Annotated in this window: 27 protein-coding genes and 1 pseudogene; 19 read left to right on the top strand and 9 right to left on the bottom strand. The window is 41.2% G+C overall.

What is annotated here, in order from left to right; all coding sequences use genetic code 11:
* Positions 1-64: 64 nt before the first annotated feature.
* The 3 genes from HM131_RS19945 to HM131_RS19935 are packed head-to-tail and all read left to right on the top strand — an operon-like array spanning position 65 to position 2,411.
* A complete protein-coding gene (locus tag HM131_RS19945) occupies positions 65-985 on the top strand; it encodes an ABC transporter ATP-binding protein (RefSeq protein WP_085031519.1) in 921 nt (306 codons plus the stop codon).
* Complete coding sequence (locus HM131_RS19940) at positions 978-1,940, top strand: ABC transporter permease (RefSeq protein ID WP_085031517.1); 963 nt, start codon at positions 978-980, stop codon at positions 1,938-1,940. Before HM131_RS19945 ends, HM131_RS19940 begins: the two co-directional genes overlap by 8 nt.
* 18 nt (positions 1,941-1,958) lie before the next feature.
* Complete coding sequence (locus HM131_RS19935; RefSeq protein ID WP_085031515.1) at positions 1,959-2,411, top strand: DUF4064 domain-containing protein; 453 nt, start codon at positions 1,959-1,961, stop codon at positions 2,409-2,411.
* A gap of 159 nt (positions 2,412-2,570) precedes the next feature.
* Here the strand turns inward: HM131_RS19935 and HM131_RS21005 are convergent, their stop codons facing one another.
* Positions 2,571-2,744 carry a hypothetical protein gene (locus HM131_RS21005; protein WP_198162689.1) on the bottom strand — a complete coding sequence of 58 codons (174 nt, stop codon included), beginning with the start codon at positions 2,742-2,744 and terminating at the stop codon, positions 2,571-2,573.
* A 116-nt stretch (positions 2,745-2,860) separates the two neighbouring features.
* Here HM131_RS21005 and HM131_RS19930 point away from each other — a divergent pair, with 116 nt between their 5' ends.
* Together HM131_RS19930 and HM131_RS19925 are read left to right on the top strand one after the other, a co-directional pair.
* Complete coding sequence (locus tag HM131_RS19930) at positions 2,861-3,763, top strand: formate/nitrite transporter family protein (RefSeq protein WP_085031513.1); 903 nt, start codon at positions 2,861-2,863, stop codon at positions 3,761-3,763.
* Between the two features lie 71 nt (positions 3,764-3,834).
* On the top strand, positions 3,835-4,512 hold the full coding sequence (locus tag HM131_RS19925) for a Type 1 glutamine amidotransferase-like domain-containing protein (protein WP_085031511.1): 678 nt from the start codon (positions 3,835-3,837) through the stop codon (positions 4,510-4,512).
* Between the two features lie 70 nt (positions 4,513-4,582).
* Here HM131_RS19925 and HM131_RS19920 read toward each other — a convergent pair whose 3' ends face one another.
* The gene (locus tag HM131_RS19920) at positions 4,583-5,053 is read right to left on the bottom strand and encodes a DinB family protein (protein ID WP_198162688.1); all 471 of its coding nucleotides are present in this window, start codon (positions 5,051-5,053) and stop codon (positions 4,583-4,585) included.
* A gap of 120 nt (positions 5,054-5,173) precedes the next feature.
* Positions 5,174-6,202, bottom strand: a complete 1,029-nt coding sequence (locus HM131_RS19915) for an AimR family lysis-lysogeny pheromone receptor (protein WP_085031509.1) — start codon at positions 6,200-6,202, stop codon at positions 5,174-5,176.
* 160 nt (positions 6,203-6,362) lie between these two features.
* On the opposite strand from HM131_RS19915, the gene HM131_RS19910 reads away from it, so the two are divergent.
* Entirely contained in the window at positions 6,363-7,130 is a 768-nt protein-coding gene (locus tag HM131_RS19910; RefSeq protein WP_085031506.1) for a MerR family transcriptional regulator, read from the top strand.
* A gap of 536 nt (positions 7,131-7,666) precedes the next feature.
* On the opposite strand, the gene HM131_RS19905 is transcribed toward HM131_RS19910, so the two are convergent.
* Positions 7,667-8,722: a class I SAM-dependent methyltransferase gene (locus tag HM131_RS19905; RefSeq protein ID WP_085031504.1), complete on the bottom strand. Its 1,056-nt coding sequence runs from the start codon at positions 8,720-8,722 to the stop codon at positions 7,667-7,669.
* Between the two features lie 265 nt (positions 8,723-8,987).
* On the opposite strand from HM131_RS19905, the gene HM131_RS19900 reads away from it, so the two are divergent.
* A complete protein-coding gene (locus HM131_RS19900) occupies positions 8,988-9,758 on the top strand; it encodes a LysM peptidoglycan-binding and 3D domain-containing protein (RefSeq protein ID WP_085031502.1) in 771 nt (256 codons plus the stop codon).
* Positions 9,759-9,801: 43 nt separating this feature from the next.
* Here the strand turns inward: HM131_RS19900 and HM131_RS19895 are convergent, their stop codons facing one another.
* On the bottom strand, positions 9,802-10,620 hold the full coding sequence (locus HM131_RS19895; protein WP_085031500.1) for an STAS domain-containing protein: 819 nt from the start codon (positions 10,618-10,620) through the stop codon (positions 9,802-9,804).
* Between the two features lie 180 nt (positions 10,621-10,800).
* Entirely contained in the window at positions 10,801-11,370 is a 570-nt protein-coding gene (locus HM131_RS19890; RefSeq protein WP_085032142.1) for an NADPH-dependent FMN reductase, read from the bottom strand.
* Between the two features lie 129 nt (positions 11,371-11,499).
* On the opposite strand from HM131_RS19890, the gene HM131_RS19885 reads away from it, so the two are divergent.
* From HM131_RS19885 to HM131_RS19870, 5 genes are all read left to right on the top strand, one after another.
* Positions 11,500-11,985 (top strand): GNAT family N-acetyltransferase, encoded by a 486-nt coding sequence (locus tag HM131_RS19885; RefSeq protein ID WP_085031498.1) that lies wholly within the window; start codon positions 11,500-11,502, stop codon positions 11,983-11,985.
* A gap of 91 nt (positions 11,986-12,076) precedes the next feature.
* Complete coding sequence (locus HM131_RS21000; RefSeq protein ID WP_197061389.1) at positions 12,077-12,232, top strand: hypothetical protein; 156 nt, start codon at positions 12,077-12,079, stop codon at positions 12,230-12,232.
* A gap of 232 nt (positions 12,233-12,464) precedes the next feature.
* Positions 12,465-13,265, top strand: a complete 801-nt coding sequence (locus tag HM131_RS19880; RefSeq protein WP_085031496.1) for an SDR family NAD(P)-dependent oxidoreductase — start codon at positions 12,465-12,467, stop codon at positions 13,263-13,265.
* 28 nt (positions 13,266-13,293) lie between these two features.
* Complete coding sequence (locus tag HM131_RS19875) at positions 13,294-14,313, top strand: thiazole biosynthesis adenylyltransferase ThiF (RefSeq protein WP_085031494.1); 1,020 nt, start codon at positions 13,294-13,296, stop codon at positions 14,311-14,313.
* Positions 14,314-14,757: 444 nt separating this feature from the next.
* Positions 14,758-15,912: an AI-2E family transporter gene (locus tag HM131_RS19870; protein ID WP_085031492.1), complete on the top strand. Its 1,155-nt coding sequence runs from the start codon at positions 14,758-14,760 to the stop codon at positions 15,910-15,912.
* 38 nt (positions 15,913-15,950) lie between these two features.
* Here HM131_RS19870 and HM131_RS19865 read toward each other — a convergent pair whose 3' ends face one another.
* Positions 15,951-16,409 (bottom strand): GNAT family N-acetyltransferase, encoded by a 459-nt coding sequence (locus tag HM131_RS19865; protein ID WP_198162687.1) that lies wholly within the window; start codon positions 16,407-16,409, stop codon positions 15,951-15,953.
* A 149-nt stretch (positions 16,410-16,558) separates the two neighbouring features.
* Here HM131_RS19865 and HM131_RS19860 point away from each other — a divergent pair.
* A pseudogene (locus HM131_RS19860) lies at positions 16,559-17,091 on the top strand (GNAT family N-acetyltransferase).
* A gap of 117 nt (positions 17,092-17,208) precedes the next feature.
* On the opposite strand, the gene HM131_RS19855 reads toward HM131_RS19860, so the two are convergent.
* Positions 17,209-18,210, bottom strand: a complete 1,002-nt coding sequence (locus HM131_RS19855) for a YeiH family protein (RefSeq protein ID WP_232324831.1) — start codon at positions 18,208-18,210, stop codon at positions 17,209-17,211.
* A 120-nt stretch (positions 18,211-18,330) separates the two neighbouring features.
* Between HM131_RS19855 and HM131_RS19850 the strand changes: the two genes are divergently transcribed.
* Both HM131_RS19850 and HM131_RS19845 read left to right on the top strand, forming a co-directional pair.
* The gene (locus HM131_RS19850; protein WP_085031488.1) at positions 18,331-19,227 is read left to right on the top strand and encodes a LysR substrate-binding domain-containing protein; all 897 of its coding nucleotides are present in this window, start codon (positions 18,331-18,333) and stop codon (positions 19,225-19,227) included.
* A gap of 61 nt (positions 19,228-19,288) precedes the next feature.
* A complete protein-coding gene (locus tag HM131_RS19845) occupies positions 19,289-19,753 on the top strand; it encodes a GNAT family N-acetyltransferase (protein ID WP_085031486.1) in 465 nt (154 codons plus the stop codon).
* 315 nt (positions 19,754-20,068) lie between these two features.
* Here the strand turns inward: HM131_RS19845 and HM131_RS19840 are convergent, their stop codons facing one another.
* The gene (locus HM131_RS19840; protein ID WP_085031484.1) at positions 20,069-21,280 is read right to left on the bottom strand and encodes an MFS transporter; all 1,212 of its coding nucleotides are present in this window, start codon (positions 21,278-21,280) and stop codon (positions 20,069-20,071) included.
* A 112-nt stretch (positions 21,281-21,392) separates the two neighbouring features.
* Here HM131_RS19840 and HM131_RS19835 point away from each other — a divergent pair, with 112 nt between their 5' ends.
* From HM131_RS19835 to HM131_RS19820, 4 genes are all read left to right on the top strand, one after another.
* The gene (locus HM131_RS19835) at positions 21,393-22,253 is read left to right on the top strand and encodes a LysR family transcriptional regulator (protein ID WP_085031482.1); all 861 of its coding nucleotides are present in this window, start codon (positions 21,393-21,395) and stop codon (positions 22,251-22,253) included.
* A 2-nt stretch (positions 22,254-22,255) separates the two neighbouring features.
* Positions 22,256-22,816, top strand: a complete 561-nt coding sequence (locus tag HM131_RS19830; RefSeq protein ID WP_085031480.1) for a nucleotidyltransferase family protein — start codon at positions 22,256-22,258, stop codon at positions 22,814-22,816.
* A gap of 83 nt (positions 22,817-22,899) precedes the next feature.
* Positions 22,900-23,700, top strand: a complete 801-nt coding sequence (locus HM131_RS19825; RefSeq protein WP_085031477.1) for a YtvA family blue-light photoreceptor — start codon at positions 22,900-22,902, stop codon at positions 23,698-23,700.
* Positions 23,701-23,857: 157 nt separating this feature from the next.
* The gene (locus HM131_RS19820) at positions 23,858-25,015 is read left to right on the top strand and encodes an acyl-CoA dehydrogenase family protein (RefSeq protein ID WP_085031475.1); all 1,158 of its coding nucleotides are present in this window, start codon (positions 23,858-23,860) and stop codon (positions 25,013-25,015) included.
* Positions 25,016-25,068: the final 53 nt, after the last annotated feature.

Genomic DNA, 25,068 nt, shown 5'->3' with positions numbered 1-25,068 from the left:
CAAAATAGTGAAACGAGATTGGTATTCAGACGTAGAATAAGTGGATTGGAAGGAGGAAGATCTTTTGAATGAAGCAGTCATGCAGTTGAAAAATTTGACAAAAACAATTGGAAATAAACCGATTATTAAAGGTTTGAACTTTGAAATATACAGCGGAGAAGTCTTCGGGTTTCTTGGGCCGAATGGAGCTGGGAAGACGACAACAATCCGCATGATGGTCGGGCTGATGGATATGACAGAAGGCGACGTCATTATAAAGGGGCATAGTGTCAAAAAGGAATACAAGCGAGCGATCCGACATGTTGGGGGGATTGTTGAGAACCCGGAAATGTATCCTTTCATGAGCGGCTGGAAAAATTTGCGTCATTACGCGCGAATGATTCCTGGGATAACGGATGAACGAATTACAGAAGTTGTCCAGCTGGTTGGGTTGGAGAAACGGATGAAAGATAAGGTCGGTAAATATTCATTAGGGATGAGGCAGCGCCTTGGTATTGCCCAGGCATTATTGCACAATCCATCTATCTTGATCTTGGACGAGCCAACTAATGGGTTGGATCCTTCAGGGATCAGAGAGATCCGTTCGTACATTAGGCGGTTAGCTGCAGAAGAGGGGGTCGCCGTCATTGTTTCCAGTCATATTTTATCAGAGATGGAAATGATGTGTGATCGCATCGGCATTATAAAAAGTGGAGAGCTTATTTCTATCCAGCCTGTAAAAGAAGCACTAAAGCAGTCAGAAAAGAAAGAAGTCTCCCTTGAAGCCGCTCCACTTGATAAAGCTAAAGGTGTACTGGCTGACTTCCTTGAGGGAACTGTAGAAGTCGAACAAGATGTATTAAATTTTACAATTCAACGAGATCAAATTCCTCAACTCATACAAAGACTTGTGAAGGCAGAGGTTGATGTATATAGCGTCAACGTTAAACGCTCAACGCTAGAGGATAAATTCTTAGATGTGATTGGAGAGGGATCGATTGAGTAACTTCTTTCAATTAGTCAAAAACGAACAAATAAAACTTTACTCTCAAATAGCTACCTGGATTATGTTCATTATTCTAGGGGTACTGATTATTGGGTTTGGTATATTTATGAAAGTCGACGCTTCTTTTCTTGGAGGTGATGTGCCTACAGGAGAGGACTGGAAACAGGAGCTACAAGAACAGAATGAACAACTGCAAGATCCTAAGTTTGGTCAATCAGGTGAGCAGATTCAGTACCCTTCCATGATGGATATAGAAATGAATGAATACCGTATAGAAAATAACATAAAACCAACAGAATACGATGTGTGGGATTTTTTAAGGGATAACCGTACGAATGTCTCGGTTATCAGCTTGTTTACGATTATAGTAGCAGCAGGTGCCATTGCAAATGAATTTAAATGGGGAACCATTAAGCTTTTGTTGATACGCCCGATCTCCCGTACGAAAATCTTGTTCTCGAAATATGTGTCTGTGCTAGTCTTTGCATTGACTATGCTGCTCTTCTTATATGTACTATCCTTCATTGTGGGATCCATCCTTTTTGGAATTGACAGTTTGAATCAAACCTACTTGTTTAGGCAAGATGGCAATATACAGGAAACGCAGATCTTCGGACACACCGTTGCCCAATATTTACTGAGCTCTGTGAATTTGCTGATCATGGCTACTTTCGCTTTCATGATTTCAGCCGTATTCCGGAACAGCTCACTAGCTATCGGTGTTGCGATTTTCCTAATGATGGCGGGGAATTCCATCGTCTTATTCCTTCAGGATAAGGAGTGGGCGAAGTATATTCTGTTTGCCAACACGGACTTGAATCAGTTTATTGAAGGGACCCCGCTAATTTCAGACATCACGCCAGGGTTTTCAGTTACTGTCTTGATCGTGTATTATATAATATTCGTAGCCCTGTCCTGGACTTTCTTTTCAAAAAGGGACGTGGCTGGTGCTTAATTTAAAGGAGGAATCCAAATGAAACGTACAGCTGAAATTATTTTTACAGTCATTGGCATACTTTTGTACGCTATTCCTGTTGTGCTCGCTGGAATTTTACTCAGTGTGAAAGACAATCCGGATTTCAGAGCTGAAATCGAGAGAGGCATCAATACCGCTCCGAATGCAGATGAATTAGGTAACATTAATATGGACCAGATGATTGATTTTCTAGGAACATTCACAACCGTGATTCTTGTGGCTGCCGTACTTGCCATTGCGCTTGGTGTCCTCTCAATTGTTTTCCTTAAAGGAGATAAAAAACCGAAAGCAGCAGGTATCATTTTGATCATCACAGCGATTGTGATGACTTTTGGAACGGTTGGTCTCGGGCTATTTGCAGGAGTAGCTTACTTAATTGCTGGAATTATTGCTCTTGTACGTAAAAAGAAAAAGCCAGCAGAAGATCCGAATACATTAGAAAGTTATTGAGTAAAGAGATAGAGACATAAGCCTTCAGAGGCTTATGTCTTTTTTTGATCACAGAATCTGCTTATACCTGTTGATATCAAAGGGAGAGGTCAGCAGTTACAATGGTAAATAAGCGCTGATAAGGAATCAGCGCTAGACACGTGCTAATAAACTTGGTTATTAGTCCAATATCCGGTTCATTTCATCAACATCCGCAACTTCCCTGTTATAAACAGGACCATCTTGATTTCTATATCCACTTCCACCGCAGATTTTACAAGTATATTTCCATTCTTCGTCATCCATAAGCAATCCTTCACCACCACAGGCCAAACATATTTGGTCTCTAGGCATACTGATTCTCCTTTGAAACATTTTATTTATACTCTGCTCTAATCGGCTTGAGTTATTCGCTCTATAGATTATCTTCCGACAAATGTGGGAATAAGAGTTGCATTGGAGGGATGACAATGAATGAAAATGAAGAATATAGTCAAAATGAGGAGAATGAAAATAAAGAAACGAATATGAAGAATAATAAAATTGATCGTCCCGGTCGACAATTTTATATCCCTTCCCAAATCGTAGATGAATTCGGTGAAAAAGGACGCGATCACTTAGCTAAACCATTTAGAGCTCAGTTCTTATTAGCGCTTACCGCAGGATCATTTATGACATTTGGTGCGATCTTTTCGATATTGCTGGCATCCGGCGTGGAAACGAAAGGGATCTATCATTTGCTTTCTGGTCTGGGTTTCGCCGCAGGTTATGCGATGGTGTTCATCTCAGGATCGGTATTATTCACGGAAATCAATGTATTGCTGCCTTCGTATTTATTTAATAAGGCAGGGTTAATGAAAGCGAATATCTATAAATTCTGGGCTTCCTCTTATGTTGGAAACATCCTGGGAGCCTTTATGGTCGGTGTGCTGATTCAGCTGTCAGGGTCGTTACCCGGCACTTTTTACAATGAACTTTCCATGTTTTTAGATCATAAAATGAAATTTCTGGACTATGGAGTCAAAGGATGGTTTGAGATCTTAGTGTCAGGGATATTAGCGAACTGGCTGATTGGAATGGCGGCTTTTCTCACCACAGCAGCCCGAGATATTACGGGGAAGTTCTTAGGTACAATGCTTCCTGTTATATTGTTCGTGGCAGGTAATTTCCAGCACAGTGCCGCCAACATGGGATATTTTAGTATGGGCTTCCTCGCTTCTGATAAATATACGTGGTATGAATACATCTTCTTTAATCTTCTTCCGGCAAGTATCGGGAACTTAATCGGCGGGGGTATATTAGTTTCCCTGTTGTTCTCTTATGCCTATAAAGAAGATATTCAAACCTCCTTAGGGAAGGGATCTAGAAAATAACATCCATTATTAGACGCCTCAGGTCATCCATAATATGGAAGGGCTGAGGTGTAATTAAAAGGAGAGAGAATATGAAACAAATTATAGCTATGGGTGGCGGTGGATTTTCTATGGAACCGGATAACCCTGAATTAGATGATTACATACTGAATCAAGTGAATAAGGAGAAGCCAAAGGTTTGTTTCGTTCCGACGGCGAGTGGTGATGCAGACAGCTATATCGAACGCTTTTATGACTTTTTTAACCAAAAGCATTGCAAGCCGAATCATCTCAGCTTATTTAAACCATCGACAAGAGAGCTGAGAAATTTTGTTCTTGATCAGGATATTCTTTATGTCGGTGGTGGATCAACGAAGAATATGCTGGTTCTCTGGGAGGAATGGGGGCTCGTAGAAATCCTACAGGAAGCTTTAGAAAAAGGTGTCGTGCTAGCAGGAATCAGTGCTGGAGCTATCTGCTGGTTTGAGGAGGGTTTGACGGATTCTTACGGAGAAGATCTCGAGCCTCTTCCTTGTTTAGGTATTCTAAAAGGCAGCTGCTGTCCTCATTACGATGGCGAGGAAAAAAGGCGGCCGACCTTCCTAAAGAATATAGAAACAGGAACAATGATGCCAGGCTATGCGTTAGATGATGGTGCTGCTGTTCACTTTATTGATGGAGAATTGAAGAAAGTCGTCCGTTCTCGCCCCCAGGCCAAGGCTTATTATGTCCAAGTAACAAACGGAAAAGCTGAAGAAAAAGAGCTGTAGAAGTAAATGAAAATTTAACCCCTCAGGTCATCCAATATATGGATGACCTGAGGGGTAGTAAAGGGGGCAATTATTCGAATAATAGAATCTCTGGGTCTTTGTTATATGTGTGGACAAGCATGGCGTGCAATTGTCCGCGGTGGTGGTACATGTGAGCAACGATTTGAAGCAGCCATTCAAACCTTGTATAGGTGACTCCCCACCAGGAGGTTGTTTCGGTAAAAAGGTGGTCTTCTGAATAATTTTCATATTGAGATCTTAACAGGGCAAAATGATCAAACATTCTATTTAATATCTCGGCCTTAGTTTTTGGTTGAAATGAATGGTGAAAATCTTTCATTTGAACTTCGGATGCTTCTTCTAGTACACGGCCATCTGCAGCAGGAATGATAGCGATATGCTCAAGCAGTTCACCGATTGAATATTTTCCTTTCGTTGGGCGATAATGAAGATCTTCTTCCTCCAGCTGGCCGACGATTTCAGATATAGATGCAATGACGACTTCTAATTGATGGAAAGCGCTTTGGCAATACATATTCATGGGTATCCCTCATTTTAAAAAGTGTATGGCTACACTATTTCTCCGGAAGTCCCTAAAAATCCTTGTGTGAAGCAAAAAGTGGACGAGAAAAAACAGCTGGCTTCAAATGGTCGCAGCTGTTTACAAAGCATTCATTAATCTTTTCATATATACCTCGGGTAGCTGAGCAAAAAATAGGTCTCGATGATCGTTGATAAATCTGTCTTTCGCACGTTTTAGAGCACGCAGGTCTTTTTTAGCTAAACCCAGGTAACTTTCCTGAAAAGGTGTGAGCTCTTTTAACGAGTTCAGAATCCGAATGGCTGTCTCCGTGTTTCCATTTGCGATAGCTAAATGGGCTTTTTCAACTGGATCGTCAGTTGTTATGTTTTCTGTTCTGCAATGAAAAGATGCAATAAAAGGGATTGTCTGATTGTTTATCATACGGATGGATTCTTCGAAATTATTCTTTTTCGCAATCTCTAAAGTGGCTCTTGCATAATATATGGACGAATCATAATCGTCGAACACATGGCAAAGGGCTAGGTTGTGATGCATAGTCAGCTGTTTTCGAGGGGCTAATCCTGCGTTGATGTATTTGTAAGCAAATTTTTTTGCGAGAATGACATGGTTGTTTTTCCAGTAATGATGAAACGTCATCTCGTCAAAACGTAGTCTCATATAGTAATGGAACAAAGGCTCCTTCAGTGAGAGCATGGCATCTTGGATATCCTCCGTGTAATTGTCCATCCCAGCATAGTTTTTAATATCGTAATGAGCATACGCAAGTAAAAAGAGGTGAAGGCAGTGGAGGGATGGATGATCAAAACTAAGGGTCTTTAATTCTTCTAAATCGTGCTCCTTTAAAGGAGTCTTTTTACGTTCAAGAATGATCTGGTAGAGATCAGTTATTTCTTGGTAATAAGAATTAGAATCAAGAAGGTCGGCTAAACCTTCGAAGTAATCGTTCATGTAGAGAAACTCAGCAGCAGCTATCTGGTCTTCGAAAGCAGTAAATTGAGCTGATAGTATATAACCTTTTGTTTCTTCCCTGGCCTTAGCCGAGTGGTTGAACTTTAAGTGATGGTGATAGAAATCATAAATAGGAGAAACATGATTCAAGTGAAGACGATGAATGTCATTTGGCTCGATGATATGATGGCTTCCCATAGACGATACCCCCAACCCTTAAACTAGTTCTATTATAGTATTTTTTTGGAGAGAAACAAAGTTTTTTGAATCATACTAAAATTCGAAGGAATTATTTTACCAAAAATTTATTGACTCTAACGTTACGTTATAGATTAGTTTAAGAAGTGAGGTGATCACCATGTATAAAGTAAGGGAGGTTGCAGATCTTGCTGGTATTAGTGTGCGCACACTACACCATTACGATCATATCGGTCTTCTGAATCCTGTCCGGACAGGGGAAAACGGATATCGTCTATACGGGGAAGAAGAGCTAGCACGCTTACAGCAAATCCTGTTTTTTCGAGAGATGGACTTTACCCTGGATAAAATAAAACAGATTTTAGATAATCCTGATTTTGATCAAGAGCAAGCGCTGAACACCCATAGGAAAATACTAATGGAAAAAAGAAACCGGTTGGATCGCATCATTGACTCTGTTGAACAAACGCTTCAAGCGCTGGAAGGAGGAAGGAAAATGTCTAATAAGGATCGATTTGAACCTTTTGATAAAAGTGAAATGGAAGCCCACCAGAAGAAATATGAAAAAGAAGTGAAAGAGCGATGGGGAGGTTCAGATGCCTATAAAGAATCTAAAAAGAAGGCAGCCTCTTATACCGAAGAAGACTGGAAGAGGATTCAGGAAGAAGGTTATGAGATTGACAGACAAATTATCGCACGCATGAATCAAGGTCCTGAAGATCAAGAGGTGCAGCGATTAATTGGTGAGAAACGTCAGCATATCACCGATAATTTCTACCATTGTACACCGGAGATATTCCGTGGTCTGGCGGATATGTATGTGAATGATCCTCGGTTCACGAAGAATATCGATAAGTTGAAAGAAGGGTATGCGGCATTTCTACAAAAAGCTATGCACGCATACTGTGATCAACTCGAACAGAAATAAGAAAGGGCGCTTAAAGCGTCCTTTTTTCTTAGATTCCTCCAGTATTGCAATAAACTCTCCTTATCCTGAAGACTCAGTATCGAGGCTTTTGTGTGAAAATATGGGAGATGGAAAAACGACTCGCTTTCCGTGGGCATGTGCTGAGCCTCCTCAGACTTTCGTCTTCCGGGGTCTCACCTATCATGTTCATCCCACAGGAGTCTCGCCGTTTTCCCATCTCCCATAAGTTATAAAGTAGCTCGGAAAGGTTTCTTCTGGAATGAAGGATTGTTGATTCGTTACAATTAGTAGGCAGTTCCTATTAGAGGGAATTCGAGAATCTCCTATGTTAAAGGGAGTTGGGGAAGGGTGAGACTCCCGCGGGAGAAGGAGGTAGGCGAGACCCCACAGTGAGCAAAGCGAACAAGGAGGCTTGCCAGTTCCCCCGCAGGAAAGCGAATCCTTCCCCAACGCCCCTTTCTTCCACACAAACATCTCGAAATCTAGTCTCCCGCTATCCCGCCATTTAATTGAAGAATGAGAGAGGCGTTTACAAATTATCTCGGCTGACAAATGAGACCATTGTGAACCTTGATGTAGCCATGACTGAGAATATCAAAACCGTTCTCGTACATATACATTCCCATCTGTTCAACCGTCATCAGCTCACGATACGTATGGTTCATCACGTCTGCCATGACTTTATAGTAAAGCCGTGAGCGCATTTGGTTTCTGGGAGTCGTCAAAATTGCATATCCACCAGGCTTTAAGAAACGACGATGCCAATCAGCTACTTCATGTTTATAGTCATCTGGAAAATGTTCGAGTAAACCAACAGACAACACGACATCAAATTCTTTACCATAATCCAGGTTGCGGATATCATCGACAACATACTCGATATTTAAATCATCTTTATAAACAACGGTATGTGTTCCGGTTCTCGGGTTCTCTCCTAAAAACGGGTAACTGTCAGGAAAGTCCGCAAACCTTGTCGTCTTGCAATATTCATCGTAATCAACCATGATGATTTCTGCTCCAGGGTACATCGCCCCTAGCTGCATCGCTTCATATCCTTCAGCAGCACCAAGAAATAGAATTCGAGGTTTCCTTAAATGAAGGCCGTCGAACAACGCTCGCTTCCCACGAGGATCCCAAATACCGTCTTGAATTCGGTGAGCGTAATTCCAAAACTGCAGCTGGACTACAGTTCCCAGGGCTTGTCTTATTTCTGAGGGATTGAATGTCCCTAAACTTGTTATGAATCGGGACTTCGATTCTTTCATTTCTTTAGGTACATCCTTTACGAACCATTCATGAAAAGCTCTATTGAAGTATGTCCACGAAGTGTGAGGGTCCATATCTCTATTATTTTGCTTTTCCCAATTAATACGTTCCTTAGAGTTGGCTTTCACTTCATAAGGTTTACCCACATCCTTCCATGAAAGCTGCGACCAGTCACGCACAGTATTGGACGTAATGAACTGGTTATAATTCTTCTCGGAAATTGTTCGTAAATCCACCCTATAATGATTATTCATAAAACTTTGTCCAATGTTTTCGTCCGTATAAGGTTTTATTTCAGGCTGCCTAATCGTCTGCTCTTCTAACATAAACGATCCCACCTTAATTGTGTGAATATTACAATTATAATTCTTCTTCATATCGCTTACAAATTTTGGCGGGGATCTTTTTACCAATAGGACCATCATATTACAACGGTGTAAAAAGGATGTAATGAATGAAATGTTATTGTTGTTGTCCTGTTATTGGCTTAATCGCTATAGATGTTATGGTGGGAAATGTAGTTTTAAGACAGAGCTCATCAACAAAAAAACATCTTATGAGCACAACTGTATATCAAGGAGGCATTAAAACATGAAAAAAACAGTTTTTTCATTGGCGGCAGTCTCAACGATTATGGCAGCAACAACAGTAACAGCTAGTGCAGAAGAAGTTGTAGTAAATAAAGGTGATACTCTATGGAGCATTGCTCAAGAAAAGGGAGTATCCGTTGAACAAATAAAACAAGAAAATAATCTTTCATCTAACTTGATTTTTCCAGATCAAACATTGAACATCAATGAAGAGAAAGCAGAAGGTAATGCAAGTGGCGACACACACACGGTTAAATCCGGGGACACTCTATGGAGCATTGGTCAAGATTACGGAGTGAGCGTAGACGAGCTTCAATCTTGGAACGGATTAGACTCTGCCTTGATCCACCCTGGAGATAAACTATCTGTTGAAGGACAAGCAGTAGCAGGAGAGAGAACTTCAAATTCTTCCAGCGAAAATGAAGAGCAAGAAGCTCCAGAGCAAACATCTTCCGAAGAGCAATCTTCTGATGATAATGTTGCAAAAACATTTACCGCGGAAGCAACAGCTTATACAGCGAATTGCGAAGGATGCTCAGGTACCACGTATACAGGTATTGACCTGAAAGCAAATCCTGATCGCAAAGTGATTGCGGTTGATCCTGATGTAATTCCACTAGGATCTGAAGTTTATGTTGAAGGGTACGGAAAAGCAATTGCAGGAGACATCGGCGGTGCAATTGACGGTAATCGCATTGATGTATTTATTCCTAACCAATCCGATGCTCTTGACTTCGGACGTAAACAAGTAGAAGTAACTGTATATGAATAAGAAATAAATGAGAAAGGCGATATCCTAAGGGTATCGCCTTTTTTTATTTCTTGTTGATGGAATCTAAAGCATGACGTAATTCTCCGAATGTTTCCAGATTTTCAAAACTCATATCAGCCTGAACGGCAGCAGCAGCCATCTCTGTTTTAATCCCTGTTAGGATCGTTCTTGTTCCGAGCAGCTCAATGGTTTGTGTGAGGTTATAGATATCATTGATGAACACATGATTAAACGTTGCAATTCCTGAAAAGTCGAGATACAAAACTCTTAAGCCGTATTCTTTTATTTTTTCTAGGGTATTTTCCATAACGACTTCAAAACGTTCTGAAGAAAACTCACCAACTAGCGGCACGACTGCCTGGGAATCATCGATAAGTACAACTGGTGTAGAAATGTAGTTCAAGCTTCGTTCAAACTCTTCATGTTCTTTTTCTTTTAGTAAGTTATAGTTTTCCGTCGTGGCTCTGATGGCCGCGTCAAAAGCAAAAATGATCTGTTCTGATACTTCCATCCCTTCTTCGACGCGAGCTTGGTGGATCAAATTAGAGTTACGAAGATGCTTAAGGAGAGACAGTCGGAAAACACATAAGACATCGACCGTTTGTTTTAATAATAATCCCTGCGCATAAAAATAGTTCTCAGAATCATACCCCGGTTCAGCAGCATCCGTTTCCTCATCGGTGCGAAGCAGACTTTTAGCCACGCGATCCAATAGAGAACGCAACATATCATAGTGCTGGTTCAAGTCTTTTTCTGTATAGTCCAACTCTAATTCGTTTAGAGTGCCAGGTAATAGTTCATCGACCAGAAGTGTCTGGTTGTCTTGAAAGTAGTTCGCCATTTTTTGGTTCAGATTTTCCATTGAGTTTCCTCCTATGTAAGAGCTGTCTCGTTTATTTACCCTGATTGGATTAGAAATATACTTGTATCACAATACAATATAATTTTAAAAAAACAACTGCCGTTTAACTCTTGAAAATTATCTACATGCATTATTCCACTGTGTAACCTTGTTCAAACAGAAAAAATCCCTAAGATAATCTTAGGGATTAGAGGCGATTTCTCTTGTTTTACTTTGGGAGTGGGCAAACTGGACGAATTCATCTACAACACCGTCAATAAACTGGATGGTGCCTTGATCGGTCAGTTGACCAGAGTCGTCCACTTTATGCTGAACGTGCCCGATGAGAATTTCATTTCCTGGCAGTACATTTGCCCCCATTCCTGGAGCATTTAATATTTGGCGAAGGTGCATTTGGGCTCTTACTGTACCGAGGGCCCCCATAGTGGCACCTGCTAGGAACGTTGGTTTTCCGTCCATTTCCTTATTTCCTCTTGACAGCCAGTCAAGCGCGTTTTTCAGGACTCCCGGAATCGAGTGATTAAATTCAGGTGTGACCACAAGAAAAGCATCAACACCCGATAACTGTGCTTTAAAATTTTGAACGGAAGCCGGTGGTTCATTTTCTATGTCTTGATCGTAATGGGCTATATCACGAATTGGAACAATCTTGATATCCAAGTGATCTTTATAACGATCTCGGATAAATTTCGTTATTTTCATATTGTAGGAATCTTGACGAATACTTCCGACTAAAGCTGCTACTTTCAACATTCGTTTGCGTCCTCCTTAGTTAGGGTAAGCTTTATCATTCATTATAAAAAGGTGTGGTAACGGTTACGAATGATTTGCTCATGTTTGCTATAATGTGGAAAAAAAGGCGAAGAGGTGGAGCGGGGAATGTCAGTACAGTTGAAACCTTATGAACAAAGTCATAAAGAAACTATTAGTCATTTCTATTTACCAGAAGATCAGCTAAATTTTACTGCCATGGCCGCTGAGTCTGTCCAATTAGCAGAAGGAGATCCGACAAGAAATCCTGTTACGATTCTTGCTGATGGGAAGCCTGTTGGAATGTTTGTACTGCAGGATGGGCCAAGGGTTCAGGAATATACTCACCATAAAAGCGCATTATTATTAATCGCCTATATGATCGATGAAGGTGAACAAGGTAAGGGATATGCGAAGCATTCCTTGAAAAAGCTGCCGGAATACGTTCGTGAACATTTTCCTGGAACCACCCATGTGGTGTTAAGTGTGAATGTCAAAAATCATTCCGCACAAAGCGTATATAAGAAGTGTGGATTTGTCGATAAAGGGGAACGCAAGCTAGGTGAGAAGGGATGGCAGGTGATTTTAGAGCAAGCTCTAGAAAAAAACATATAAAAGATAAATTTCTCTTGCAAATTCTACGTTTTACTAATAATATCAAGGGGAATCGTATTATAACCCTATAAAGAAAAGGAGGTACACCACGATGACTCTGCTATATTCAAAAGCCCGTGAGCTGTTTGACGAAGACTTCAAGAACAGCCCTGAAGGTAAAGCGCAGGCTAAAACAAAAGGTATGAAGCGCACACGGTCAGGAAAGGTTCTTTTTTCTTTCCGTAAGCAGAACAACAAGCGGAAATAACTTAATAAGTGGTGAAGGTAGCTATGAGAAGAAACAAAAAAAGAATCAACATGGCGGAATATCTAAAAGAAGGAGTTCCGTGGATCAGCGCTTTAAGGGCAGACACTGTCACTTAAGCGCTGATTTTTTAATGGTGAATTTTAGAAAATGCCGTGATTTTTAACTAACTCCATACAAGAGGTTTTGTTCTACGGAGAAAAGGATACATGAAACGCTAAGGAGGCGAATCATAATGATTATTTTCTCAGAAGATGCATTAAAGGATCAGTACGTTTTGATTACTGGAGCTACAGGAGGAATTGGCTACGAAGCAGCTAAAGAGGTAGTAAGAGCTGGCGGTAATGTAGTGATCACTGGACGTAATGAAGAAAAATTAGCAGATTTGAAAAATGAATGTGCTACGATTAATAAAGAAGCACATATTGAAGTATGCCCGGCGGATTTAAATGATCCAGAAGACCGCGGCCGTTTGGCAGCTGATGCTGTGGATAAAATGGGGAAGATCACAGGACTTGTGAATTCAGCAGGTATCATTGGTGGTCGGCCGCTTGATCAAATGTCAGAAGATGACCTTCGCACCGTTATGGAACTCAATTATTTTTCCACAGTAATGTTGACACAGGAAGTTTATCAACATATGAAAAAGCAGAAAAAGGGAGCTATCGTAAATCTTTCTTCCCTATCTGGTCTGCGCGGAACCCATAGTAATATTGCTTATAGTGCTTCCAAATTTGCAGTAACAGGATTCACTCAGTCGTTTGCGTTAGAAGCTATTGAGCATAATATTCGCGTCAATGCCGTCTGCCCTGGTTATGTAGATACATCAATGGGCCAGCAAGCCATTAAAAACAAAGGAGAACGGGAAGGGCGCACCTATGAAGAACAGCGGAAAATTGCCGAAAAAGGGATTCCATCAGGAAAATTGAGTACACCGGAGGAAGTTGCGCGCTCGATTGTGTACCTTTTGTCTGATGCTTCAGAAAACATTGTCGGTGAATCTTTGAAAATATCTGGCGGAAGCGTGATGAGGTAAAGATAGTAGGAAAGGGGTGAAATAAAGCATGCTTTCAGATCGATACTCAAGACAACAGCTGTTTCAACCAATCGGTGAAGGAGGCCAGCAGCGGCTATCAGAAAAGCATGTCTTGATCATTGGGGCAGGGGCGCTCGGTACAAGCAGCTCGGAGCAGCTTGTCCGCGCTGGTATAGGGCGACTGACTATTGTTGACCGTGACTACGTTGAAGGGAGCAACCTGCAACGTCAGCAGCTTTTCTCAGAGAGTGATGCCTTAGAAAAATTACCAAAAGCGGTAGCAGCCAAAAAACGCTTAACAGAAATAAATTCTGATGTGTCTATTGTTGAAAAAGTGGAGGACGTTCAAGCAGAAGAGCTGGAAACCATAATGAAGGACGTCGACTTGGTCTTGGACGCTACCGATAATTTCGAGACGCGGATGCTTATCAACGATATGTCGCAAAAGTACAGAGTCCCGTGGATCTATGGGGCTTGTGTTGGTAGTCATGGCATGAGTTACACGGTTGTACCAACTGAAACTCCTTGCTTGCATTGTTTAATGGAAACGGTTCCTCTGGGAGGGGCCACTTGTGATACAGTCGGCGTTATTAGTCCTGCGGTTCAGATGGTGACCGCACATCAAGTGGCAGAAGCTTTAAAAATACTAGTTGGTGATATCGAATCTCTTCATGGCAAGTTGATTACGTTTGATTTATGGAATCATCATTATTCAGGCATAAAAGTTTCCAACGCAAAAAATCCTGAATGTCCATCCTGTGGGACAAAGCCGTCGTATCCATTTTTATCACACCAAAATCAGACGAAAACAGCTGTCCTGTGTGGACGAGAAACAGTACAAATCCGACCTTCCGGAATAGAATCGCGTGATTTAGATGAACTGAGAACGCGTCTACCGCATCATAAAATTAAACAAAATCCTTTTCTTTTGTCTTACGAACATGAATCTAAGCGCATGGTTTTTTTTAATGATGGACGTGTCCTCATCCATGGGACGAAAGACGTTTCGGAAGCTAAGAGCCTTTATCATAGAATCGTTGGAGGGTGAGTGGATGATCACGGTGGTATAAGCAGGGCCGGAACATGTGCAAGGCATAATCAGCGTCTGCACTAAGGGCTATTGGTCTACGTATAAGGAAACTCATTCTGCAGAATACATAACACGTGTAATGGAAGAGTTTTATAATGAAATCCGATGATCCATATCTTTCGATTCGTTTTGTCAGGTACATCCCATAAAGCGTGTTTGTAAGTCTCTCAAATCGGGAAGTATAGTTAACAACTATCCCTATAGAGGAGGATCAATCATTGGCACGACTAATCAAACGAGTCATGAAATACGGGCCGATCATATATCCACTAGTTAAGAAATTCATGCGTAAACGCAGAGGAAGATATTAAGCATAGTGCCTATTAAAATAGGCACTATTTTTTTAGATTATGGTAAACTTATACAAAAAGCAGCACTGGTTAGAACGAAGGAGATATGCATATGAATCGCTGGGACTCTGCACCGCTTATACGCTTTTTTGGTGGAAGAAAATTACTATACATATTAGGGATCCTGTTAATTATAGGATTGAATATTCTTGTTTACACTCAAGTGGATTTTATCTTTCATCCGTTAGTTATTTTCGTTGAAACTGTTGCGCTTCCGATTATCTTATCCGTAGTTGTCTACTATTTGCTGAGACCGATTATTAATTTAATGGAATCTTGGAAGGTCAAGCGAATATGGGCGATCCTGATTACCTTGCTTATGGTGGTAGGTTTAATCACTTTGTTAATCGTTCTGATTATCCCGTTTTTAGAAAAGCAGTTTGTCAGTCTTGCAGAAGAATTACCAAGTTATTTACGTGATTTGGTCAATTCCTTGGACCGATGGTTACGTGATTCCTTTTTAGGAAGTTATTACAGCAACCTGTTTCAGGACGTGGATGGGCTGCTGAATCAACTTCCTGACCTCGGGAATTACGCAACACAAACAGTGGAAGGCATAACGACTTTCATTACAACAGTGACTAATGTGATCGTTGCGCTTGTCACGCTTCCATTCATCCTTTTTTACCTGCTGAAAGACGGACACAAGCTTCCGGAAAAAATCATCAGTTTCTTCCCGCCAAGAGTAAGGTCGGAAGTGACCAGTATATTTAAAGGTATCGATCATCAGTTGAGTGCGTATATTCAGGGGCAGATTATCGTCAGTTTTTGCATCGGGGTAATGATGTATATTGGATTTTTAATTATTGGACTTGATTACGCTCTATTGTTAGCAGCGATCGCAAGTGTCACGAGTGTCGTTCCATACCTGGGGCCGATGATTGCGATTACTCCAGCTTTGATTATCGCCATTGTTACTTCACCTTTTATGGTGTTAAAGCTAGCGTTTGTATGGACCGTTGTTCAACTGCTCGAAGGAAAATTCATCTCTCCGCAAATCATGGGGAAAAGCTTACACATTCACCCTGTTACGATCATATTTGTATTACTGACCGCTGGGCATTTGTTTGGCGTCATTGGAATCATCCTCGCGATTCCAGGTTATGCGATTATAAAAGTATTCGTCACCCATCTGTTTTATTGGTTCCAGCGAAGATACAATCGTTTCGCTGAGGAAGAAAACCAATATCAATTACCTGAAAAATAAAAGGAAGAGGAGTGTGAGCCTCTTCCTTTTGTGATGAATTAACTTGTTGGCAAGCATTCCATCTGCGTAATAGTGACCCCAGGGGCTACCTCAACTTCATCGGTAGGCTGAAAGCCGTGCTTTTTATAAAGTTCAACAGCTGGCTTATTCTTAGCACCAGTTTGAACGATGATGGTATCCTCTGGGTAGGCGTCTATCAAATAAGACAGCATCCGCTGACCAATTCCTTTTCGGAAATGGTCTGGATCTACCATAAGGCGATTAATATAAATTTTGTAATTCGTTTCTTCATAAGAAAGTACACCAAGAAGCTTTTGGTCGAGCACGCATCCGATGAATACCTCGTTCGACTTCATGATCGCTTCTTTGGAATCTTGTAACGGAGGCAGTCCTTCAAAATCAATTAAATCTGCTTCTATTTTATACGAACGTAGTTGTAAATTAAAAATTCTACTAGCCGTCTCTGAGTGGGTATGTTGGATGAAGCAAATGTCCACCAAATCATATCCTTTCTGTATTAGGATTCTAGTAACTACTATCAATCTACTACTTATTCTAACAAAAATCGACATGAGGTGGACGGTTGCTAATACAATTCTTTCATATTGGAAAATATTTTAAAAGATAGAAAGGAGGGAGGATAGATATGTTAATGTCTGAGAACATTTGCTTGAGGAAAATGACAATGGCAGATACGAATGTTTACCATGGTTGGAGAAATACCCTGACGTCATGAAGTAGACAAGCCCTCACCTTGATTCTTATACGCTGGATGAGACCGAAGAATTTGTACGGTCCATCACTACTTCATCAACCTCAAAAACCTACATCATAGAACATCTTCAGAAAAACGAGGCGATCGGCGTCACCTCTCTTCTGCAAATAGATGATAAGAATCGGAATGCGGAATGCATCATTGATATTGGAAACAAAGATTACTGGGGAAAAGGACTTGGTAAGGAAGCCTTTCAACTTTTAATTAACTATGCGTTCAATGATTTAAATTTACACAGGCTGGCTTTGAAGGTTTTTTCATTCAATGATCTTGCCATCAACATGTATGAAAAACTTGGTTTTCAAAAAGAAGGAGTAATGGAAGAAGTGATGTATAGAAATGGAAAGTGGCACAATCTAGTATTGATGCGGTTATTTCAAGCTGAATTCATTGATCGCGTTTAATAGAAAAAAAGAAGTCCGCTTAACTGAGTCGGACTTCTTTTTGTGATCGGTTAATTCTCATTAATTTGAAAGGAAAGTGCCCTAAAGGGAAGACAAAGCTCCCTGAATCCAACACCTTTAAACCAACCAGTAAGTAACCACAGATAAAAGCAGAGAAGTAACGATCAGCAACAGCATGGGTTTCAGCGCTTTTTGTCTTACATCTTTCAGACTCACACTAAGTCCTAGTCCCACCATAGCCATTGTCAGTAAGAAAGAGGTCAAAGAGGAAATTCCCTTCATTACATCATTGGGTATTGTGAAGAAGCGTCCTTCTACATAGCTTCCGAACACGCTCATGAGAATGAAACCGACTAAAAACCAGGGAAACGTAATCTGGTTTCCTTCCTCCTGCTTTCCCTTTTTTTGCATGAACCAGATCAAGAGTAAACTTAGTGGTACTAATAGGAAGACTCGGCCTAATTTTCCGAGCAGTGCCATTCCTAATCCATCTTCTCCTGCAGGGGCTCCTGCCAGTGCCACGTGAGCTACTTCATGAAGGCTGAGTCCAACCCACATCCCATAGGCTTCGGCATTAAACGGGAGGAGTGGACGAATGACCGTGTACCCAACGGCAAACAAGGTTCCTACGATTGATATAATTCCCGCACTTAAAGCGGTATCTTCCTCTTTGGCTTTTAGGATGGGGGAGACGGCAGCGATGGCTGATGCCCCACAGACCCCCGTTCCGATCCCTAATAATACGGATAAAGAGTCATCAGCTTTGAACACCCGGGCTAAAAGGATCATTAAGCCGATGGAAAAGCAGATTACTAGAAAGTCCCTGAACAAAAGGGGCATGCCTTCTTGCAAGATGACATCGATGTTAAGTCTTAATCCAAACAATATGATAGCTAATCGCAGCAGTTTTTTTGCTGAAAATTGAATGCCATGGCGCAGATTTTCTGGATAACCAAAGAAGTGGCGGTAAAAGACAGCTAGAAGAATGGCTACAGCCAATGGTCCAATTTTATTAATATAAGGGAATCTGGCAATTCCGAATCCGGCCATAGCCAGGACCGCTGTAAATCCTATTCCTAAAACAAGCGGTCGATATGCGTTTAGTCGTGATGTCAGCACTTTTGATTCACCTTCTTATTTCCTATTTACACTTCTTACACTATACGTCCTTATTTAACATCAGTAAAATAAAACTTTATAATAGTAAAAATTAATATTATTAATAATAAGGGTGAGTATATGGACTTCGAAGCAATGAAAACATTTGTCACTGCCGTGGATTTGCAAAGTTTTACGAAAGCTTCTCAAAAGTTGAATCTGTCCCAGCCTACAGTAAGCTTTCACATTAAAAGCCTTGAGAATTATTTCAATTCCACATTGATCGACCGTTCTCCAAAGCGCTTCAAAATTACGCAAACGGGTGAGCTTGTTTACCAAAGAGCGAAGCAGATTCTTGGAGTGATTGATAAAGCTCAAAATGAGGTGTATGAATTTCAAAATCAGATGAGAGGTAATATCCATATTGGTGCAAGCTATACAGTAGGAGAATATATTCTCCCCTCTATCTTAAAAGGGTTTGATGACTTGTATCCTGATGTGGATCTTCATGTAAGAATCGCTAATTCAGAACGGATCAATCGTGCGATTCAGCTTCACGAACTGGATGTTGGCTTGGTTGAAGGTCAAGTAAAACAACAGGGGCTGGCATCGACTCCTTTTTCTGAGGATGAAATGATTGTCATTGTGCCTCCAGACCATCCACTAAGGGAAGAAAGTTCCCAATCTTTTCAACATATCCAAAATCAAACGTGGATCTCGAGGGAAATCGGTTCTGGCACAAGGGCGATGCTTGATCTAATGATGGATTCTTACAATATCTCCCCTAAAAAACTAATTACGATTGGAAGCAATCACGGAGTCGTTCAAGCTGTTAAAGAAGGGTTGGGGCTTTCTTTCATTTCGAGAACTGTGGTGGAAAATACCGGAGCGGAAGAACTAATTCTCGACTTACCTTATGTAAAATCGATGACACGCTACTTCTCCATCGTTACTCCTGAAAATAAAGAAGAACAATCAAAAAATGTACAGGTCTTTATTGATCAGATGGCAGACTTATATGCATTGAAATTGTCATAAAATAATAAAATTCTAACCAAGCTTTTTCTGGTATCATAAGAGTGATGAGAGAAGGGATTGTATGAAACTACGCCCATATCACAACGAAGATACAGAAGAAATTTTGCATCTCATTCAGGATACGATCCGTGAGGTAAACCGTTTCGATTATAATGCACAGCAAATTAGGGCTTGGTCTTTTGGTTTTCAAGATTCAGTCAGATGGCAAAAGCGTCTTTCTGACTCAGACACGTGGATCGCTGCTCAGGACGGCCAAACCATTGGCGTTGCCAGTCTATACGCGGAGGTGTTGGATCTTTTATATGTTCATAAGGATTTTCAGCATCAAGGTGTTGCCAAAAAACTGGTACAGTTTCTGGAAGAGCGAGCGGTTCAGTCAGGATTGGATGCTATAGAGACGGAGAGCAGTTTAACAGCGAAACCGTTCTTTGTATCACAGGGATTCCGAGAGTTAGAGGAACAAATGAAGATTATTCGAGGAATATCGATAAAAAATTTTCGAATGTGTAAAAAGCTGAATATTTGAAACGAATACAGGGTATTGGGCACTATACCTAAACAAATGAAACGTTTTCCTTGATTCGGACGTATGATTGATATCGGAACGAAATGGTGTGGTTTCGAGCCAAAATCTTTTTTCAAATACTGAGGTGAAATCATGAAGAGCCTAGACCAGATTGTCGAATACTTAAAGACGCTGGGAGTAGAAGTGGAGAAGGTTTATAAAGCACCGAAGGAAGAGACGAGATAAGCAGAGCATAGAGCCCTTCAATGACAAATGATTACGACTCGATATTTTAATAAAGAAGGTATGTTTCCGAAGCTGAAACATACCTTCTCCTTATGCGGTTTTTTGGTTTGTGATTGCAATAAACACGGGGTTTCTCGCCTGTAAAACTGCCCAAATGGTCCCGAGTACAATAGGAATGAGTAAAAATAGAAAAACATAGTTAGCTCCATAGGAGGCAGCGATATACCCGAATAACGGACCGGTGATGACAACGGATGTTTGATTGCAAAGCATGCGAAAGCTCGCCATCCGCCCATGAAACTCTTTCTCTGTTGCTATTTGCTGAACAGATTGCAAAAGCGCGCGAACTAATGAAGTTCCAATCCCGACACATATAACTCCCACATACGCGATAAGCGTTTGCTGCGCAAATGCGAGTAAAAGTAATCCCACCGCAACGGTCAATAACGACCAGATGGCTAAATGGTTCTTGCATTTCATCCACCACCATGTACCGAGCAGCCCTGCCGTAATTCCTCCCACCGAGAAGGTGGCATCCAGCAAACCGTAGATGGTAGAAGATTGATGCAAATAGGCACTTGTGTAGACGGATAAGAATCCGAGTGTCGTGTGAAAGGTAAGCTGGCCGAGCATCATCATCACGAAAAGGCCATATAACATCTGGTGAGTGTTTAAATAAGTAAACCCTTGCTTTAATTCTCTCCAAAAGGACGGAGATTTCCCCGTCGATTTCCTCTCCTTTCGTTCATAGGAGAGAAGTGCGGTAGCTAAAAAGGCTCCTGCATATAAACCGATGACAATCATCATAGCTGTCTCTACAGCAAACCAGCCAGAAAAAAGACCGCCAACTCCAGCACCGACTAAGCTTCCTGCAATAGTAGAAGAGCTTGACAAAGAAAAAATCCTCGGCAAAGCTTCTTTATTAAATACTTCAGCCACAAGAGCCTGAAGAGAGGGTCTGAATAAGGATCCTGCTGTTTGGAGCATCATGTGCGTGCCAATCATGACCCACGGCTTAATAAGGTTCATGAAAAAAGCCCCCCACAATAGAAACAGGAATAGTACACTTACCCCGCCAGCCAGGAGCGCTAAAAACTTCCGATTGTAGCGATCCACAATGACTCCAAAAATAAGATTTGATAGTAAGCCGGGTAAAAATCCGAAACTGACAAAAAGTCCTGTATAGAGAGCATCTTTCGTCCATTGAAACAGAAACCATGTAATCAGTACGAAATACATAGCCCTGCCACACTCATAAAGAAAATAACTGCTGAGAAGGCAGGAGGTTTGAGTCCTGTTCATGTGCTTCACTTCTTTCGTATTAATCTAATTTCATCTTATCCCAGATTTAGGTATAAGGATAATATTGAGTTATTATAAAAAGTGATAACCAATAGTTATAGGAGGTGGCTGTATGAAGATCGATGATTATCGTTTATTAATCAATCTGAAAGACTATCGAACGATACGAGCTACAGCGAAGAAAGTCCTCATCTCTCAGCCGGCGATTACTCAGCGTCTGAAGTACGTGGAAGAAACTCTTGGAGGTAAAATCTTTCTTCGAACTCCTAAACAGCTTGTCCCAACCTCATTTGGGGAGGTCGTGCTTGAACACGCTGTGAACGTAATAAAGAACGAAGAAGCACTTCGTAACCGCCTGGCTCTTACTAATTCAAGCATTTCCGGCACCTTATCGATCGGGGCATCCTCTCTTTTCAGTCAGTATTTTTTACCTGAAGTATTGAGAGTTTTTACTGAAAAGTATCCTGATGTAACGGTTGATCTTGTAACAGGTGTAAGTGAAGAAATCCGGCAATCCGCTGAAGATTTTCATGTATGTGTCATAAGAGGAGAACCGCTGAATGAGTTTGAGTGTGACCGTTTATTCAGTGATCCCTTACACTTATTTGATACGTATCCTTTAAAAAAAGGAGAGGAGCGTCCGTTCATAGAATTTAAAAGTGATCCAGGTTTTCAGCGTTTAATAGAAAACTGGATGAGTAGCCAGAAGCAGATTCGGTTCAGACGATCAATGAAAGTCGATCATTTTGAAACGGCTAAACAAATGATGAAGCGGGGGTTAGGGATGACGGTTCTCCCTGAGAGCATCAGTTTAACTGAAATGGATACATGCGCTCATATCCCACTCGTGGAAGGGAATCGTTCCTATACCCGAGAAACTTGGATATGCAGGAAAGAAGTGATCAGCCAATTGCCGCAAGTCGATGCTTTTTTGAAAGAAATCATGGGTAAAGACTGGACATTAGGAGGGTGATTATGGAGGCTAAACTGATCGAGATCATTCAATCCCATCCGTTTTTGCCCAAACTGTTTGATGCATGTGATACATACTTCACAGACTACTATATTGGTGCTGGAGTTATTACCCAAACCGTATGGAATCACTTGCATGGATATGAACGAACCTATGGAATAGGCGATGCGGATGTCATCTATTTTGATTCTACAGAGTCCACTGATAGAAAAGAAGAAAAGTTATTGGAGAAGCGTATAAAAGAAAAGCTTCCCGACTTCCCTTATGATATCGATTTGACAAATGAAGCACTCGTCCATTATTGGTACGAACGAAAGTTCAACAAAAAAATTTCCCCTTATCAGTCTTGTGAACAGGCTATCCGTACATGGCCAACGACGGCTTCAGCTGTAGGGATACGACGGGCGAATAGCGGATATGAGGTTTATGCTCCTTTTGGATTGGAGGATTTATTTCAGATGATTATCCGGCCGAATAAAGCAATAATTACTGAAGAAGTCTACCATCAAAAAGCAAGGAAATGGAAGGAGAAATGGCCGCAAGTTATGGTCATGCCGTGGTAAATGGCTTTTGATACCATTGGAATTTTTCAGAGATTCATTTTATTATAATAGTATTCATTCATATCAAAAGGGGATTGTTTGCCATGAATCAACTATCATTTGATAAATTAGAAGAAATTCAACAGAATGAATTTATTAAAGCAGCTATTGATCGAGTAGGAGCTGGCGTTGTCATTACTGATCCGGAACAAGAGGACAACCCTATGATTTACTGCAATAAAGGGTTTGAGGAACTGACAGGCTATAAGGCCGATGAAATTCTCGGCAGGAACTGCCGCTTCTTGCAAGGGGAAGACACGAGCCCTAATCAATTAGAAAAAATTCGTCTAGGTCTCCAAGAAGACCAGAAGGTCCAGGTAGAATTGAAGAATTACCGCAAAGACGGGACGATGTTCTGGAATGAACTGCAAATCTTTCCGATTTACTTAGAACAAATGGATCAGACTTTTTTTGTAGGCGTCCAAAAAGATGTGACCTACCGACGCCAGCAGGAAGAACTGATTGGTCATTATCTTTCAGAAGTGAAGCGTCTATCTACCCCGATTGTTCCGGTTGAGAACGGAATTTCTGTATTACCGCTAGTGGGAACGGTGGATGATGAACGTCTGCATCAAATGCTGGAATCAGTCAGTCATCATGTCAAGGAATCTAAAGAAGATTTTCTCATTATGGATATGTCTGCTGTGCATTCCTATAATGAAGATGTACATATGGGAATTTATCAGATGAACCAACTGCTCGATTTGATGGGAACGACTCTTGTAATTACAGGCATTAACCCTTCTTTTGCCATGCAAAGTGCTCCTTACGCTGATTTTAGTGAATTGTCTCTCCAAACATACGCGTCTGTCAAGCAAGCCCTTCAAGCTATTCAAGTAAAATAATACACTCCCGACATCGATCAGGTGTCGGGATTTCTTTTTATGGAAAAGGGGTAATCTATTCTACATTGGTTCATCATGAAAGGTGAGCTAGGCATTGGTTAAAAACCGACATATTTAGTATGATTTAAACTAAAGATTGAATGCAGGAGTGAAACAGATGATAGATGTGTTTAAAGACTTGATAAAAAATGATCGTCAAAAGCGCCTGTTCGAAAAGGCAGAGCGTATTTCCGAAGAAGCCAAAGACCATTTGAAAGAAACGGACCGAGATGCGGTGTTTTCTGCAAAAACGCTGAAGGTTATTAAGCAGGAAAGTTATCCTTCTTTGACGCTACCTGTTAGATATGGCGGGGAAGATTTATCATTGTATGAATTTCTCTTGCTTCAGGAAAAGATTGCAGAAGGAGATGGGGCGGTCGCTCTATCAATCGGGTGGCATCTAGGCATCATGATGGAACTGAAAGATGATCAGCTCTGGAAAGCTGACCAATTTGATCGTCTTGCCAAAGAGGTGGCAGAGGAACAAAAGGTCGTTAACCGTGCGGCAACGGAACCTGCGACTGGAAGTCCGACTCGAGGGGGCGTTCCTGAGACCAAAGCCGTTCGTAAAGGAGACGAGTATATTCTTACAGGCAGGAAGACCTTCACCTCCATGGCCGACCACCTGGATTATTATATTGTATCAGCATACGTAGATGATCTGGATAAAGTAGGCTGGTTCTTGGTAGATCGACATCAGCCAGGAGTATCCGTTGAAAAAACATGGGACACGCTCGGGATGAGAGGAACTGAGAGTGATGATTTGGTTATGAACGAAGTAGAACTAAATGTCGATGATTTGGTTGAAGTGAAGTCTGAAGGAAAACCTTCGCCTAAAGGCTGGCTTTTGCATATCCCTGCTTGTTATTTAGGGATTGCGGTTGCTGCTAGAAATGATGCGATTGAATTTGCGAAAAATTTTCAGCCGAATAGCTTAGATAAACCAATTGCTGAAGTGGCGCATATCCAAGATAAAATCGGTGAAATGGAATGGAAGCTGCTTCAGGCCCATTCATTTATGTATTCCACAGCAAAGAAGTGGGATGCAGAACCCCATCAGCGTAAGAACATGGGAGCAGAGCTTGCGGCTGTGAAGTTAGCCGTGACAAACACAGCAGCGGAAGTCGTTGATTTAGCTATGCGTATTGCTGGCGGCAGGGGGTTATCAAAGCAGTACTCTTTTGAAAAGTATTACCGTGACGTAAGAGCGGGATTGCATAACCCTCCGATGGACGATGCCGTTGTAAGTATGCTTGCCAAACGTGCGATAGAGTAATAGTACCTGGGAGGTATTAAAAGAGTTTTGAGCCTTAAGCTGATGAAAAAAGC

This window comes from Halobacillus mangrovi, from assembly GCF_002097535.1.
Classification (GTDB): Bacteria; Bacillota; Bacilli; order Bacillales; family Halobacillaceae; genus Halobacillus; species Halobacillus mangrovi_A.
The sequence above is the reverse complement of the archived record's forward strand: the minus strand, read 5'-3'. Positions and strand labels throughout refer to the sequence as shown.

Bases quoted from the DNA above. Each gene is read 5' to 3' on its own strand.
- HM131_RS19925 (WP_085031511.1), top strand. From the start codon at position 3,835: ATGAAACAAATTATAGCTATGGGTGGCGGTGGATTTTCTATGGAACCG.
- HM131_RS21000 (WP_197061389.1), top strand. From the start codon at position 12,077: ATGACTCTGCTATATTCAAAAGCCCGTGAGCTGTTTGACGAAGACTTC.
- HM131_RS19910 (WP_085031506.1), top strand. From the start codon at position 6,363: ATGTATAAAGTAAGGGAGGTTGCAGATCTTGCTGGTATTAGTGTGCGC.
- HM131_RS19895 (WP_085031500.1), bottom strand. From the start codon at position 10,620: ATGGAAAATCTGAACCAAAAAATGGCGAACTACTTTCAAGACAACCAG.
- HM131_RS19845 (WP_085031486.1), top strand. From the start codon at position 19,289: ATGAAACTACGCCCATATCACAACGAAGATACAGAAGAAATTTTGCAT.
- HM131_RS21005 (WP_198162689.1), bottom strand. From the start codon at position 2,744: ATGCCTAGAGACCAAATATGTTTGGCCTGTGGTGGTGAAGGATTGCTT.
- HM131_RS19920 (WP_198162688.1), bottom strand. From the start codon at position 5,053: ATGAATATGTATTGCCAAAGCGCTTTCCATCAATTAGAAGTCGTCATT.
- HM131_RS19930 (WP_085031513.1), top strand. From the start codon at position 2,861: ATGAATGAAAATGAAGAATATAGTCAAAATGAGGAGAATGAAAATAAA.
- HM131_RS19900 (WP_085031502.1), top strand. From the start codon at position 8,988: ATGAAAAAAACAGTTTTTTCATTGGCGGCAGTCTCAACGATTATGGCA.
- HM131_RS19905 (WP_085031504.1), bottom strand. From the start codon at position 8,722: ATGTTAGAAGAGCAGACGATTAGGCAGCCTGAAATAAAACCTTATACG.
- HM131_RS19870 (WP_085031492.1), top strand. From the start codon at position 14,758: ATGAATCGCTGGGACTCTGCACCGCTTATACGCTTTTTTGGTGGAAGA.
- HM131_RS19820 (WP_085031475.1), top strand. From the start codon at position 23,858: ATGATAGATGTGTTTAAAGACTTGATAAAAAATGATCGTCAAAAGCGC.
- HM131_RS19830 (WP_085031480.1), top strand. From the start codon at position 22,256: ATGGAGGCTAAACTGATCGAGATCATTCAATCCCATCCGTTTTTGCCC.
- HM131_RS19835 (WP_085031482.1), top strand. From the start codon at position 21,393: ATGAAGATCGATGATTATCGTTTATTAATCAATCTGAAAGACTATCGA.
- HM131_RS19915 (WP_085031509.1), bottom strand. From the start codon at position 6,202: ATGGGAAGCCATCATATCATCGAGCCAAATGACATTCATCGTCTTCAC.
- HM131_RS19885 (WP_085031498.1), top strand. From the start codon at position 11,500: ATGTCAGTACAGTTGAAACCTTATGAACAAAGTCATAAAGAAACTATT.
- HM131_RS19825 (WP_085031477.1), top strand. From the start codon at position 22,900: ATGAATCAACTATCATTTGATAAATTAGAAGAAATTCAACAGAATGAA.
- HM131_RS19935 (WP_085031515.1), top strand. From the start codon at position 1,959: ATGAAACGTACAGCTGAAATTATTTTTACAGTCATTGGCATACTTTTG.
- HM131_RS19880 (WP_085031496.1), top strand. From the start codon at position 12,465: ATGATTATTTTCTCAGAAGATGCATTAAAGGATCAGTACGTTTTGATT.
- HM131_RS19840 (WP_085031484.1), bottom strand. From the start codon at position 21,280: ATGAACAGGACTCAAACCTCCTGCCTTCTCAGCAGTTATTTTCTTTAT.
- HM131_RS19875 (WP_085031494.1), top strand. From the start codon at position 13,294: ATGCTTTCAGATCGATACTCAAGACAACAGCTGTTTCAACCAATCGGT.
- HM131_RS19850 (WP_085031488.1), top strand. From the start codon at position 18,331: ATGGACTTCGAAGCAATGAAAACATTTGTCACTGCCGTGGATTTGCAA.